We start from the raw sequence: 13,376 nt of genomic DNA on the forward strand, positions 1-13,376 counted from the left end.
TGACCACGGTCAGCCGAGCCCCGCCGACCACGGCCGGGTCAGCCGACCCGTGGGTCGACTTCCGACCATCACCACGCCCTGCCCAGCCCAGCCCGAGCCGTCGTCAGTTTTCGGCCGTTGCCGAATCCCCGGCACCGAGACCGACGAACATTGTCTGGTGCAGACCGCGCACGTGCTTCCTCGTGACCCGCGACGCCGCGTCCGGGTCGCCCGCTGCCAATGCCTTCACCAGTCGCGCGTGGTCGCGGTTCGACTCACGCAGCTTCGCCATCGGGTACGGCAGGTAGAACCGGTACAGCTCGGCCAGCACCGTCTCGTACTGCGCGACTGCCGCGGCCGGGGCGGGGGCAGCGACCGTTCGGTGGAACTCCGCGTCGAGTTCGTGGAACTCCGCCCAGCCCGTCGCCGTGTCCATGCGAGCGACCAATGTCCGCAAGCGCGGTAGGTCCGGTGAACGCTTCGCCACCAACTGGACCAAGCCCGACTCCAGGACCAGGCGGTGGTCGATCAGGTCACGGACCTCCGCCGCCGACTCGCGGTAGGCACCGACCTCGCGGACTCGCTCCGCCGGCGGATCCGCGGCCACGAGCGTTCCGCCGCTTCGGCCGCGGCGACGCTCGATCAGGCCGTCACCGACCAAGGACTCCAGAGCCCTCCGCACGGTGATCTCCGCGACCCCGAGCGCTCGCGCGATGTCGGCGTTCGCCGGCAAACGCTCCCCCGGCTTCAACAGACCCAGCTCCACGGCGAGCGCGATGCGGGCGCGGACGGTGTCCAGTGCGGACAGCCGCCGGATGCCGGTCAGCGCCGGCGCGCTCAGGTCTGCCGTCGCCATGAACCGACCGTACCGCACAAACTGCTCATCTTGAGCACTCTTGTTTAACTGTTCAAGATGGACTATTTTTCGTCCATGCCGCGACCACTGCCGATCGCCCTGGTGCAAGCGCCGCCCCGGCCCGTCGGCGACGCCGGGTTCGCGGGCGAGGTCGAAGCCGTCCTCGGCCGATTCCCGGACACGCGCCTGGCCGCCTTCCCCGAGCTGCACCTCTGCGGCGTCGACGGCGAAGGCGACGAACGCACCGAACAGCTCCGGGCCGCCGCCCAGCCCCTGCGCGGCCCCAGGACCAAAGAGCTCGCCGAACTGGCCGGCGACCTGGGGATCTGGCTCGCGCCCGGCACCGTTTGCGAAGAAGGCGACCACGGCGAACTGTTCAACACCGCCCTGGTCTTTTCCCCGCGAGGCGAGCTGGCCGGCTGGTACCGCAAGGTCTTCCCCTGGCGGCCGTACGAGCCCTACGACCCCGGCGACCGGTTCGTCGTCGCCGATCTGGCCGACGCCGGCCGCGTCGGGTTCTCCATCTGCTACGACGCCTGGTTCCCCGAAGTGACCCGGCACCTCGCCTGGATGGGCGCCGAGATCGTGCTCAACCCCGTCCAGACCACGACGCCCGACCGCGCCCAGGAGCTCGTGCTGGCCCGGGCGAACGCCATCGTCAACCAGGTCTTCGTCGCCAGCGTGAACACAGCCGGGCCGTTCGGGATGGGCGACAGCCTGCTCGTCGGCCCCGAAGGCGACGTGCTCAGCGCGTTGCCGGGAACCGGCCAAGACGTCCTCGCCCACACGATCGACCTCGACGAGGTGGCGCGCGTTCGTCGCGTGGGCACCGCGGGCACCAACCGCATGTGGGCGCAGTTCACCCCCACCGACGCACCCCTCGACCTGCCGCTCTACCAGGGCCGCATCGACCCGGACCGCTGGCGTCCACGAGAAGGAGACGACCGATGACCTCCACGGCCGCGGCCCCGGCCGCCCTGCAGCGCCGGCTCGGCCTGCCCGGCGTCGTCCTGTTCGGGCTCGCCTACATGGCCCCGCTGATCGTGCTCGGCACCTTCGGCATCGTCGCGACGACGACCGACGGCACCGTGCCCTCGGCGTACCTGCTCGCCCTGGTCGCGATGCTGTTCACCGCGGCGAGCTACGGGAAGATGGCCGCGACCCACCCCGTCGCCGGCTCGGCCTACACCTACGTCCGGAAAGCGGTCGACGCGCGCGCCGGGTTCCTCGTCGGCTGGGCCGTGCTGCTCGACTACTTCTTTCTGCCGATGGTGATCTGGCTAATCGGCGGCGCCTACCTCTCGGCCGAGTTCCCGTCCGTGCCCAATTGGATCTGGTTGATCACTTTCATCGCGGTGACCACGATCCTCAACGTGCTCGGCATCAAGATCGCCGAGAAGGCGAACTTCGTCCTCATGGCGTTCCAGATCCTGGTGATCGGCTTCTTCGTCGTTCTTTCGGTCAAGCAGGTGCTGCACGTCGGCGACGCGCTGGCGAGCACGCAGCCGTTCTTCCACGCGGGCAGCACGCTGGGGACGATCTCCGGCGGCGCCGCGCTCGCGACGTACTCCTTCCTCGGCTTCGACGCCGTGACGACGTTGACCGAGGAGACGACCGAGCCGCGCCGGACGATCCCCCGCGCCATCCTGCTGACCGCGCTGATCGGCGGCGGCATCTTCATCGTGCTCGCCTACTTCACCCAGCTCGCGCACCCGGGCAGCGCGTTCACCGACGAGTCGTCCGCCGCGTTCGAAATCGCGACGACGATCGGCGGCAACCTCTTCGCGTCGTTCTTCCTCGCCGGCCTGGTCGTCGCGCAGTTCGCGTCAGGGATCGCGGCGCAGGCGAGCGCGTCGCGGCTGATGTTCGCCATGGGACGCGACGGCGTCCTGCCGCGCGTTTTCGGCAAACTGCAGCCGCGGTTCGCGACGCCCGTGTTCGGCATCGTCCTGACCGGGCTCGTCGGGCTGGTCGCGCTGACGCTGGACGTCAGCACGTCGACGTCGTTCATCAACTTCGGGGCGTTCACGGCGTTCACGTTCGTCAACGTCAGCGTCCTGGCGACGTGGCTACGCGACCGAGCCGGGAAACGCGTGCTGACCTGGGTGGTCTTCCCGGTGATCGGCGCCGTGGTCGATTTGTGGCTGCTGGTCAACCTGGACGGCATCGCGCTGGTGTTCGGGCTGGTCTGGCTGGCGATCGGCATCGTCGTCCTGGCCGCGATCACGCGCGGCTTCCGGCGGCCGCCGCCGGAGATGACGTTCGAGGAGTAGGTCAGCCGCCCGGGCAGTCGGTGCCGCCGCCGCTGTGCTCGACGCAGTGGCGGGGCTCCGGCGGGGGCGGCGGCGCGTGGCGGGCGTGGTCGACCCAGTTCATCCCGGCGACCGCGACGGCCAGGACCAGGCAGACCCCGAAGAACCACGTCCACCCGCGACGCCGCCCGAGAGCGGCGACGACCACCCCCACCAGCGGTAGCCCGGCGCCGAGCCAGGCCGCCCAGGTCAGGTAGCCGCGGGCGCCGTCGCCGACTTCGCCGAACACCGGGACGCTCGCCAGGAAGCCCTGCAGCACCAGAAGCGGGACGACGAGCAGCAAGCCCACGGCGCACAGCGCCAGCACGACCGAGGACCACGCGGTCCGGAGTTCCCCCACGCGGCCAGTATGGCCGGCCTGGAGACGAAAGACCTGAGTAGATCTACTGCTCGAGGGTCTTCTGCAGCGCCTTGTTCGCCTTCCGCGCCATGTCGGCGACGGCTTCACGGCGGGCCGCGTCGGCCGCGTAGTCCTCTTCGCGGTTACGCACCACGCGGGCCGGCGCGCCGACCGCGATCGAGTAGTCCGGGATGTCACCGCGGACGACCGCGTGCGCCCCCAGCACCGAGCCGCGGCCGATGCGGGTGCCCTTCAGGACGCTGACCTTCGTGCCGAGCCAGGTGTCCGGCCCGATGCGCACCGGCGACTTGACGATGCCCTGGTCCTTGATCGGCACGTGGATGTCGGCGATGACGTGGTCGAAGTCGCAGATGTACACCCAGTCGGCGACCAGCGTGGCCGCGCCGAGCTCGATGTCGAGGTAGCAGTTGATGACGTTCTGGCGGCCGAAGACGGACTTGTCGCCGATCCGCAGCGAACCCTCGTGGCAGCGGATCGCGTTGCCGTCGCCGATGTGCACCCAGCGGCCGATCTCGAGGCGCCCGTAGCCCGGCCGGCAGTGGATCTCGACGTCCTTCCCGAGGAAGAGCATCCCGCGCAGGATGATGTGCGGGTTCGCGACCCGGAACTTGAGCAGCCGGTAGTACCGGACGAGGTACCAGGGCGTGTACGCGCGGTTGCGCAGCACCCAGCGCAGTGAGTCGGCGGTCAGGAACTTCGCCTGCCGCGGGTCGCGCCGCGCGCGCCGCCAGGCCCGCACCCGCGACAGCGCGGGCGCACCCCACATCGACGTCATGCCCGTGACCGTAACCTGTGTGCGGGACGGGTTCACAGGCAAGGGGAGCGTGGATGGGCACGAAGCTGATCATCGACACCGACCCGGGCGTCGACGACGCGCTGGCGATCGCGCTGGCGGCGCTGTCCCCGGACGTCGACCTGCTGGGCGTGACGTCGGTTTTCGGCAACGTGCCGCTGGATCGCACGACCTCGAACGCTCGCCGGCTGCTGGAGCTGTTCGGACGCACCGACGTGCCGGTGGCCGCCGGCGCCGCCCGGCCGCTGGTCTATTCGAAGCCGCGTGACGCGAAAGAGGTCCACGGCGGCGACGGCCTGTCGGGTCATTCCGCCACGCTGCCCGCGGCGAGCCGTCCCCTCGAAGAGCGCGACGCCGTCAGCCTGATGCTGGACCTGCTCGAAGCCTCCGACGAGCCGGTGACCATCGCGCCGATCGGGCCGCTGACGAACATCGCCGCACTGCTGGCGGCCCACCCGGGCGCGGCGGCGAAGATCGGGCGGCTCGTGATCATGGGCGGCGGGGTGACGTTCGGCAACAGCACCACCGCCGCCGAGTTCAACATCTGGAGCGACCCCGAGGCGGCCCGCCGCGTGCTGGTCGAGGAGGACGTCCCGGTCGTGCTCGTGCCGCTCGACCTCACCCACCGTTGCGCGGTCGACGCCGACTGGCTGGCGAAGCTCGCGGCGTCGGGGCCGATCGGTGCCACCCTCGAAGGCCTCACCTCCACCTACCGGCAGCACTACACACGCGTGTTCGGCGAAGACCGGATGGTCATGCACGACGCCGTCGCGGTCGCGGAGGCGATTTCGCCCGGAATCCTTCACACCGAGACCTACCGCGTCGACGTCGACTGCGGGCTGGGCCCGGCACGCGGGCAGACCCTGGTCGATCGGCGACGACTCGGCGAGGACGATCCGCAGTTCAGTCCCGGCCGCCCGATCGAGGTCGCGATGGACACCGACCTCGACGGTCTGCGCGGTTTCGTCCTCGACCGGTTGACCGGAGCCGCGCGGTGAGCGACGAGTCCGAGGTCGTGCCGGTGGAGGAGCCCGAAGAAGCACCGGTGGAGAAGGACGGGCCACGCCGCCGGAAGGCCGCCATCGTGGTCGCCGCGGTGGTCGTGGTCGCCGCCGCGCTCGTGGTCGGCGTCCAGTTCGCGCCGAAGCAGCAGGAGGCGACGAACGCCGCCGCGACGGTCACGCAGTCGACGTCCGTCCCGAAATCGACCACGCCCCCGCAGACGTCGGCGCCGCCGAAGGTGCCCGAAGCGAGCGAGTTCGACGCCTGGGCGTCCAAGACCAGCCAGTGGCTCGACGTCCCGTTGCGTGCGATGGTCGGCTACGCGAAGGCGACGACGAAAATCGGCAAGGACATCCCGGGCTGCCACCTGTCGTGGGTGACGCTGGCCGCGGTCGGAAAGGTGACCACGGACCACGGCCGCGCCCAGGGCGGGCAGATCGGCACCACCGGCGTGCTGGACAAGCCGCTGGCCACGATCGAGGTGCGCGACTTCTACAACAAGGTCGTCTCGACGGCGAACGCCGCCGGGCCGATGCAGGTCTCCCCCGCGATCTGGGCGAAGTACCAGGCGAGCTACGCGGGCGGGAAGCCCGATGTCCAGAACATCGACGACGCCGCGCTGACCACCGGCCGGGCGCTGTGCGACGGCGGCACCGACCTGTCCCAGGGCCAGCCGTGGTGGGACTCGGTCGCGAAGCTGCAGTCGGCGCCGCTGTTCCTGCACCGGACGCTGGCCACGGTCAACGTCTACGGCACGGTCGGCCAGGGCTCCGCAGCGCCGAACCCGGCGGTGCTGAGCGCGGTGAACTTCGCCATCGACAAGATCGGCCTCCCCTACATCTGGGGCGGCAACGGCACCGGCGGCAACGACCCGGGCTTCGACTGCTCCGGCCTGACGACCGCGGCGTACGGGAGTGCCGGCCTCAAGCTCATGCGCACGGCCGACACGCAGTTCCGGAGCGTCCCGCACGTGACCGATCCGCAGCTGGGCGACCTGATCTTCTACGGCGAACCGGCGACGAAGATCCACCACGTCGGGCTCTACATCGGCAACCAGCAGATGATCGACGCGCCGCAGACCGGCCAGGCCGTGCAGGTGCACTCCTACCGCAGGGACGGCGACGACTACGCCGGAGCGGGCCGCCCGACGGCCTGAAAACAAGTTCGAAGGCGATGTCGAGAACGCGCGATCGGCTGCGTCCCCGGGTCGGACGTGGCCAAGATGGGCCGCACCCGAACCGAGGAGAACGACGATGGCCAAGTACCTGCTGCTGAAGCACTACCGAGGCGCCCCGGCTTCCGTCAACGACGCGCCCATGGACCAGTGGACGCCGGAGGAGATCTCGGCCCACATCCAGTACATGCAGGACTTCGGGACCCGGCTCGAGGAGACCGGCGAGTTCGTCGAGCACCAGGCGCTCACCCCCGAGGGGACGTTCGTCCGGTTCGACGGCGAGGGCCGCCCGCCGGTCACCGACGGCCCGTTCGCCGAGACGAAGGACCTCATCGCCGGCTGGACGGTCATCGACGTCGACAGCTACGAGCGCGCTCTCGAGCTGGCCGCGGAGCTGTCGGCCGCCCCGGGAGCGGGCGGCAAGCCGGTGTGCGAGTGGCTCGAGGTGCGTCCGTTCTGGGGCGCGACACAGACCATCACAGAGTGACTCACGTCACAATCAGACCTGGTCGAGAAACCTCCTGCAGCTCCGTCCCCGGCGCGAAGACACCGCCGATCGACGAGGAGACCACCATGCACCAGAACGCCATCGACGAAGTCCTGAACCGTCCGTACAGCCGGGAGCTGCTGGCCCGCGATCTGACCCGGCTGGCCTACACCGCCCTCGACGGCACGCCCCGCGTGATCCCGATCGGGTTCACCTGGAACGGCTCGCAGATCGTCCTGTGCACGTCGACGAACGCACCGAAGCTGCCGGCGCTGCGCCGGAACCCGGCGGTCGCCCTGACGATCGACACCGAGGTGCACCCGCCGAAGATGCTGCTGATCCGCGGCACGGTCGAGCTGGACGTCGTCGACGGCATCCCGGACGAGTACCTGCAGTTCAACGGCACCTACGAGATGACGCCGGAGCAGCGGGTGGAGTGGGAGGAGGGCGTGCGGTCGCTTTACGACGGCATGGTCCGGATCGTGGTCACGCCGACGTGGGCCAAGCTGATCGACTTCGAGACGACGCTGCCGTCGGCCGTCGAAGAGCTCGTCCGCCGACGCGACGAGCGCCAGCCTGTCTGAGAGGAAACCATGGGGAACTTTCCGCGGCTCGAGCACATCGGCGTCGTCGTCGAGGACCTCGACGCCGCCAAGGCGTTCTTCGCCGAGCTCGGGCTCCGGCCGGAGGGTGACATGACGGTCGAGGGCCGCGTGGTCGACCTCATCAACGGGCTCGACGGGGTCCGCTCGGACGTCGCGATGATGCGGACCCCGGACGGCGTGGGCTGCCTCGAACTGATCCGGTACCGGACGCCGTCGGGCCCAGCGGCCGACCCGGGTCCGCCCGCGAACACGCCCGGCATCCGGCACATCCTGTTCGAGGTGGCGGACATCGACGACGTCGTCGGCCGCCTGCGGAACCACGGCGCCGAGCTCGTCGGCGAGGTGGCGCAGTACGAAGACAGCTTCCGGCTCTGCTACCTGCGCGGCCCCGCGGGGATCATCGTCGAGCTGGCCGAAAAGATCGGGTGAAAGTGGACGAGGCCCTGCTCCGGAGCCTGACGCCGCACGTGCTCGGGATCGTCGTCCGGCGCGGCGCCGACTTCGCGTCGGCGGAGGACGCCGTGCAGGACGCGCTGGTCGAGGCCCTCCGCGTCTGGCCGGCCGAACCGCCGCGTGACCCGAAGGGCTGGCTGATCACGGTCGCCTGGCGCAAGTTCCTCGACACCGCCCGGTCGGACACCGCGCGCCGGCGACGTGAAGACGTCGTCGACGTCGAACCGGAGCCCGGCCCGGCGGCCGACTCGGACGACACGCTCCAGCTGTACTTCCTGTGCGCGCACCCGTCGCTGACGCCGTCTTCGGCGGTCGCGCTCACCCTGCGCGCGGTCGGCGGGTTGACCACGCGCCAGATCGCGCAGGCTTATCTGGTCCCCGAAGCGACCATGGCGCAGCGCATCAGCCGGGCCAAGCGCACGGTCGGGCAGGTGCGGTTCGAGCAGCCCGGCGACGTCGCGACCGTGCTGCGCGTCCTCTACCTGGTCTTCAACGAGGGCTACTCCGGTGACGTCGACCTGGCCGCCGAGGCGATCCGGCTGACCCGGCAGCTCGCGTCGGCGATCGACCACCCCGAGGTCGCGGGGCTGCTGGCGCTGATGCTGCTCCACCACGCCCGGCGCGCCGGGCGGACGGCGGCCGACGGCAGCCTGGTGCCGCTCGCCGAACAGGATCGCGGCCGGTGGGACACCGTGGCGATCGCCGAAGGCGTCGGGATCCTGCAGACGGCGCTCGCCCGCGACCGGCTGGGCGAGTTCCAGGCCCAGGCGGCCATCGCGGCCCTGCACGCCGACGCGCCGACCGCCGGGGAGACGGACTGGGTGCAGATCGTCGAGTGGTACGACGAGCTGGCGCGGCTGACCGACAGCCCGGTGGTCCGGCTCAACCGCGCGGTGGCGGTGGGCGAGGCAGACGGGCCTCGCGCGGGGCTGGCGGCCCTCGCGGAGCTGGACGACAAGCTGCCCCGCCACACGGCGGTGGCGGCCTACCTCCACGAGCGCGACGGCGACCTGACAACGGCGGCGCGGCTGTACGCCGAAGCGGGCGCGAAGGCGGCCAATCTCGCGGAGCGCACTCATCTGACCAAACAGGCTGCCCGGCTCAACACGCGGCTGCGGGGCTGAGGGAATGCCCGCGTTGGGCTGGGGTCGCGGCCGTCGGGTCACCAGCGAGCTCGCCACGCTCCTGATCGGCTCGACGACCGCCGACGTGGCCGACCCCCAGTTCTCCGGACAGGACGGCAGCTTCGCCCGCTCCCTCAGCCGAGGTGGTCGTTCGCCCCGCTTACCCAGCCGATGTAGCGTTCGGCCGACCTGCGGACCGCGCCCTTCGCGTCGCCCAGGATCTTGCCGCCCAGGAGGCCGTACAGATTGTCGAACTCGTACGGCTCCAGCCTGTCCACGATCCTCTGCACCAGGCCGGCCGACAGCGGGATCTTGTTGGGGTAGCTGCGCATGAAGGTCACCCAGCCCGCCGCCGGCACCGGCAGCATCGTGTCGCCGACCAGCAGAGCTCCGCCCGTCTCGTTCTCCACGTGGGCCACCGCGGCGCCCGGGAAGTGGCCGCCTGCCTCGACGAGCGTCACGCCCGGGAGGACCCGCTCCGTGCCGGACCACTCCCGGATCACCGGGTCCTCGCGCCGCACCCACTGGCGGTCGGCCGCGTGCACCAGCACCGGGACGCCGCCGAGCCGGTGGCTCCAGCTGACCTGGGAGCCGTACATGTGCGGGTGACTCGCGACGATCACCGCGGCGCCGCCGAGGGCTTCGAGCTTGGTCGCGAGCGCCTCGTCCAGGTGGTTCGGCGGGTCCCACAACAGGTTGCCCTCGGGGGTGCGGACCAGGTGCGTCCACTGGCCGATGCCGAACGGCGGTTCGCGGTTGAACCGGTGCAGCCCCGGCTCCAGCTCCTCGTGCACCACGTCGTGGCCGCCGGCCGAGAGCTTGTCGAGCGTTGTCCACACCTGCCCGGAGGCGGGCACCCACTGGCGGTCGTCGGCGCAGATGGCGCAGGTGCCGGCCGGGGGTTGTTCGGTGTCGGGGTGTTCGACCCCGCAGGTTCCGCAGATCCAGATCGTCATGACGCCAGTCTTGAAGCTCCAGCAAGGTCGAGGTCAAGCCCGATCCGCGAGTGCTGCGACAATCCCGCCATGGACTCGGGGACGACCACGCAGCTGATCACCGTGGGATCGACGCTCGGCGGCGTCGTGCTCACGCTGCTGACCACCACGCTCGTGGAGGCACGCAAGCTGAAGGCGACCCGGCGCGCCGAGGCGCAGAAGCGCGCGGCCGATCACGCCAACTGGTTGCGCGACGAACGGGTCAAGGCCTACGCGGGCCTGTCGAACGCGGGCGAAGAGGCTTTCCAGCTGATCCGGTCGGAATTCGTCAAGCTGCAGGAGAACCGCGACGAGATCGAGTCCCGGTGGCGCGAACGGCGCAACGAGCTGCGCAAGGCGCACAACCAGGTCGCCCTGTTCGGCACCGAAGAACCACGCCGGCGCGGCAAGGAGCTGTGGAAGGTGGCCCGCAACGGGGTGAACGCCATCCTCGCGGAACTGGACTCCGGCGAGACCACGGTGCGGCGCGCCAGTCTCGACCACGTGCTGACCGGCATCAGCGAAGCCGGCGACCGGTTCCTCGAAGCGTGTCGCGCCGATGTCCAGGGCACGGCGCCGGACCTCTAAGCCGGGCCGGCGAGCCCGATCAGGTTGCCCTCGGGGTCGGTGAAGTGGGCGACGACCAGGTCCCGCCCCGGCGCGCGGGCCGGGCCCAGCCGGCGCGTTCCGCCGAGGCGTTCGGCCTCGGCCAACGCTGCCGCGACGTCCGGGACGCCCACGTAGAACACCACGTGACTCTCGTGTCCAGCGCCGCCGCCGACGCCACCCGGGATCGTCTCCGTTTCGACGAAGCCGTAGTTGCCCGCTTCCGACACCTGGTCCGAAACCGGGCCCGACGTGTCGTACTCCCAGCCGAACAGCTCGCCGTAGTAGCCGCGCAGTCCCGCGGGGTCGGTGCCGATGATCTCGAAGTGCACGACCGGATTGCCCATGGCAGCCACCGTACGCCGTCGTAGTTGTTAAAAACAACCTCAGACTTGTAGATTAGAACCATGCCGACGAGCCGCAGCTATGGGGACGCCTGCACCATCGCCCGCGCACTGGACGTCGTCGGGGAACGCTGGGCGCTGCTCGTCGTGCGCGAGCTGCTGCTCGGGCCGCAGCGCTTCTCCGACGTCCGCCGCGCGCTGCCGGGCGCCAGCTCGAACCTGGTCACCGATCGGCTCCGCGAGCTGGAAGGCCACGGCGTGGTGACCCGCCGGCAGCTGCCGCCCCCGGCGGCGTCGACGGTCTACGAACTGACCGAGTGGGGTCGCGAGCTGGAGCCGATCGTCCTGGCGCTGGGCGCGTGGGGCGGCCGGCTCTCCCTTCCGCCGGCGGCGCACCTCGGCACCACGTCCGTGCTGCTCTTCCTCCGCGGCTTCGCCCGTCCGCGCTCCAGCGCCCGCTACCGCGTCGAACTGGACGCCCGCGTGTGGACGGTCCGCACCGAGCCGGGCCGGCTGACGGTCGAGCCGGGCGAACCCACCGACCCGGACGCGACGATCCGGACCGATCCGCCGACGTTGAACGCGCTGCTCGAAGTACCGTCCGACCTGGACGCGGCGATCCGCGACGGCCGTGTGGTCGTCGAAGGGGACAAGAAGGCCGTCCGGCGGCTGCTGCGCGAAACGCTCAGCGCGTGAGCACCCCTTCCCGCACCCGCAGCGACGGCGCCAGGAACACGATCGCGAAAGTGACCACGACCGCCGACGACAACGCCCAGTGCAGCCCGACCCTCGTCGCCAGCGCGCCCACCAGCACCGGCTCCACCAGGAACCCCAGGTACCCGCACGCGGCGACGGCGGCCACCGCGCGGCCCGGCGCGTCCGCCTGCTTGCGGCTCGCCACGCTCCACGCGATCGGCACGATTCCGGCCACGCCGAGGCCGACCACCGCGAAGCCGAACACCACCGCGACCGGCCATGGCGCGAAAAGGACCACGCCGAAACCGAGCACCGCGACTGTGGTCGCCACGTGGACGAACCGCACCGCGCCCGTGCGGGCCACCACGCGGTCGGCGACCAGGCGAACCGCGATCATCGTCCCGGAGAATGCGAAGTAGCCCAGTGACGCGAGCGCGGGCGTCGCTCCGGTGACGTCCGCGAGGTACACCGCGCTCCAGCTGTTGACCGCGCCCTCGGCGACGAACCCGCAGAACGCGATCGCACCGAGCGGCACCAGCGCCCGGCTCGGCCACGCGAACGCCGCGTCACCCTGACCGCGGTCGGCACCGGAGAGGAACAGCGCGCGGCCCCACAGCGCCAGCGCGAGCAGCACCGCGCCCGCGATCGGGAAGTGCACCGAGACCGGGACGTGCAGGGCCTCCATCAGCGCGTCGACGCCGGACCCCGCGAGTCCGCCGATGTTCCAGAACGCGTGGAAGCCGGCGAAGATCGGGCGCCCGTAGCCCTCCTCGACGCGGGCCGCGTGGGCGTTCATCGCGACGTCGAGGAGGCTGTTGCCCACGCCGAGCACGACGAGCGCGGCGACGAACACCGGCGCGGACCACGCGAACGCCACCAGCGGCAGCCCGCCGCACAGGATCACCGCGCCGAGGGTCACGGCCGCGCGGCTGCCGATCCGGGTGAGCAGCGCCCCCGCTCCCACTAGCGCGACCACCGAACCCAGGGCGAGGCCGAAGAGCCCCATCGCCAGCTTGCCGGTGGTCAGTCCCAGCTGCTCCTGGACCGCCGGCACCCGCGCCAGCCAGGTCGCGAACGCGGCGCCGCACACGGCGAAGACGACGGAAACTCCCAGGCGAGCGCGTTTCAGTTCCCCGGTCACTTCGGCGATTATCCTGACCTCCATGGCCGGCTGGGACGACGCCGGCCGGATCGCGCGCGGGCTGCCCGAGGTCGTCGAGGACAGCTCCCGCGGGCATCTGGCCTGGCAGATCGGTAAGAAGGGGTTCGCCTGGGAGCGCCCGCTGCGCAAGGGCGACGTCGAGGCGCTCGGCGCGCGGGCGCCCACCGGGCCGGTGCTCTGCGCCTACGTGCCGGACGTCGGGGTCAAGGACGCGCTGATCGCCGACGACCCGGCCGTCTTCTTCACCACCCCGCACTTCCGCGGCTTCCCCGCGATCCTCGTCGAGCTCGACCGGATCGACCTGCCGACGCTCGAAGAAGTGCTGGTCGAGGCCTGGTTATGCCGGGCGCCGAAGCGGCTGGCGAAAACGTGGCTGGAAAATCGGCGAACTGTGTAGAGACCGCGGGCCGGACTCCGTCCTTTCCCGTGAACGCGCCGCCGGGGCGCG

17 protein-coding genes are annotated in these 13,376 nt (G+C 71.0%); 11 read left to right on the plus strand and 6 right to left on the minus strand.

Features of this window, described 5'->3' with window-relative positions:
- Positions 1-103: 103 nt before the first annotated feature.
- A complete protein-coding gene (locus ACZ7PG_RS44500; protein WP_470245243.1) occupies positions 104-835 on the minus strand; it encodes a FadR/GntR family transcriptional regulator in 732 nt (243 codons plus the stop codon).
- A gap of 75 nt (positions 836-910) precedes the next feature.
- Between ACZ7PG_RS44500 and ACZ7PG_RS44505 the strand changes: the two genes are divergently transcribed.
- Positions 911-1,786, plus strand: coding sequence for a carbon-nitrogen hydrolase family protein (locus ACZ7PG_RS44505; protein WP_470245244.1), 876 nt, complete (start codon positions 911-913; stop codon positions 1,784-1,786).
- The gene (locus ACZ7PG_RS44510) at positions 1,783-3,108 is read left to right on the plus strand and encodes an APC family permease (protein WP_470245245.1); all 1,326 of its coding nucleotides are present in this window, start codon (positions 1,783-1,785) and stop codon (positions 3,106-3,108) included. The genes ACZ7PG_RS44505 and ACZ7PG_RS44510 overlap by 4 nt, the downstream gene beginning before the upstream one ends.
- Before the next feature lies 1 nt (position 3,109).
- On the opposite strand, the gene ACZ7PG_RS44515 is transcribed toward ACZ7PG_RS44510, so the two are convergent.
- Together ACZ7PG_RS44515 and ACZ7PG_RS44520 are read right to left on the minus strand one after the other, a co-directional pair.
- Entirely contained in the window at positions 3,110-3,487 is a 378-nt protein-coding gene (locus ACZ7PG_RS44515; protein WP_470245246.1) for a hypothetical protein, read from the minus strand.
- 43 nt (positions 3,488-3,530) lie between these two features.
- Entirely contained in the window at positions 3,531-4,283 is a 753-nt protein-coding gene (locus ACZ7PG_RS44520) for an acyltransferase (RefSeq protein WP_470245247.1), read from the minus strand.
- Positions 4,284-4,336: 53 nt separating this feature from the next.
- Between ACZ7PG_RS44520 and ACZ7PG_RS44525 the strand changes: the two genes are divergently transcribed.
- The 6 genes from ACZ7PG_RS44525 to ACZ7PG_RS44550 all read left to right on the plus strand — a co-directional run bounded on the left by ACZ7PG_RS44525 (position 4,337) and on the right by ACZ7PG_RS44550 (position 9,146).
- On the plus strand, positions 4,337-5,299 hold the full coding sequence (locus tag ACZ7PG_RS44525; RefSeq protein WP_470245248.1) for a nucleoside hydrolase: 963 nt from the start codon (positions 4,337-4,339) through the stop codon (positions 5,297-5,299).
- A 47-nt stretch (positions 5,300-5,346) separates the two neighbouring features.
- Positions 5,347-6,459 (plus strand): C40 family peptidase, encoded by a 1,113-nt coding sequence (locus ACZ7PG_RS44530; protein WP_470245693.1) that lies wholly within the window; start codon positions 5,347-5,349, stop codon positions 6,457-6,459.
- Positions 6,460-6,556: 97 nt separating this feature from the next.
- On the plus strand, positions 6,557-6,964 hold the full coding sequence (locus ACZ7PG_RS44535) for a YciI family protein (RefSeq protein WP_470245249.1): 408 nt from the start codon (positions 6,557-6,559) through the stop codon (positions 6,962-6,964).
- Positions 6,965-7,050: 86 nt separating this feature from the next.
- The gene (locus tag ACZ7PG_RS44540; RefSeq protein WP_470245250.1) at positions 7,051-7,548 is read left to right on the plus strand and encodes a pyridoxamine 5'-phosphate oxidase family protein; all 498 of its coding nucleotides are present in this window, start codon (positions 7,051-7,053) and stop codon (positions 7,546-7,548) included.
- A 9-nt stretch (positions 7,549-7,557) separates the two neighbouring features.
- Positions 7,558-7,998 carry a VOC family protein gene (locus tag ACZ7PG_RS44545; protein ID WP_470245251.1) on the plus strand — a complete coding sequence of 147 codons (441 nt, stop codon included), beginning with the start codon at positions 7,558-7,560 and terminating at the stop codon, positions 7,996-7,998.
- 2 nt (positions 7,999-8,000) lie between these two features.
- The gene (locus tag ACZ7PG_RS44550; RefSeq protein WP_470245694.1) at positions 8,001-9,146 is read left to right on the plus strand and encodes an RNA polymerase sigma factor; all 1,146 of its coding nucleotides are present in this window, start codon (positions 8,001-8,003) and stop codon (positions 9,144-9,146) included.
- A 134-nt stretch (positions 9,147-9,280) separates the two neighbouring features.
- On the opposite strand, the gene ACZ7PG_RS44555 is transcribed toward ACZ7PG_RS44550, so the two are convergent.
- The gene (locus ACZ7PG_RS44555; protein ID WP_470245252.1) at positions 9,281-10,102 is read right to left on the minus strand and encodes an MBL fold metallo-hydrolase; all 822 of its coding nucleotides are present in this window, start codon (positions 10,100-10,102) and stop codon (positions 9,281-9,283) included.
- A gap of 69 nt (positions 10,103-10,171) precedes the next feature.
- Here ACZ7PG_RS44555 and ACZ7PG_RS44560 point away from each other — a divergent pair, with 69 nt between their 5' ends.
- Positions 10,172-10,708 (plus strand): hypothetical protein, encoded by a 537-nt coding sequence (locus tag ACZ7PG_RS44560; RefSeq protein WP_470245253.1) that lies wholly within the window; start codon positions 10,172-10,174, stop codon positions 10,706-10,708.
- Here the strand turns inward: ACZ7PG_RS44560 and ACZ7PG_RS44565 are convergent.
- Entirely contained in the window at positions 10,705-11,073 is a 369-nt protein-coding gene (locus ACZ7PG_RS44565; protein ID WP_470245254.1) for a VOC family protein, read from the minus strand. The genes ACZ7PG_RS44560 and ACZ7PG_RS44565 overlap by 4 nt on opposite strands.
- 60 nt (positions 11,074-11,133) lie before the next feature.
- On the opposite strand from ACZ7PG_RS44565, the gene ACZ7PG_RS44570 reads away from it, so the two are divergent.
- Positions 11,134-11,766, plus strand: coding sequence for a winged helix-turn-helix transcriptional regulator (locus tag ACZ7PG_RS44570; protein WP_470245255.1), 633 nt, complete (start codon positions 11,134-11,136; stop codon positions 11,764-11,766).
- Here ACZ7PG_RS44570 and ACZ7PG_RS44575 read toward each other — a convergent pair.
- Entirely contained in the window at positions 11,756-12,907 is a 1,152-nt protein-coding gene (locus ACZ7PG_RS44575; protein ID WP_470245256.1) for an MFS transporter, read from the minus strand. The genes ACZ7PG_RS44570 and ACZ7PG_RS44575 overlap by 11 nt on opposite strands.
- Positions 12,908-12,929: 22 nt before the next feature.
- Here ACZ7PG_RS44575 and ACZ7PG_RS44580 point away from each other — a divergent pair, with 22 nt between their 5' ends.
- Positions 12,930-13,325: an MmcQ/YjbR family DNA-binding protein gene (locus ACZ7PG_RS44580; protein WP_470245257.1), complete on the plus strand. Its 396-nt coding sequence runs from the start codon at positions 12,930-12,932 to the stop codon at positions 13,323-13,325.
- Positions 13,326-13,376: the final 51 nt, after the last annotated feature.

It is taken from the genome of Amycolatopsis sp. NPDC114504, assembly GCF_055633595.1.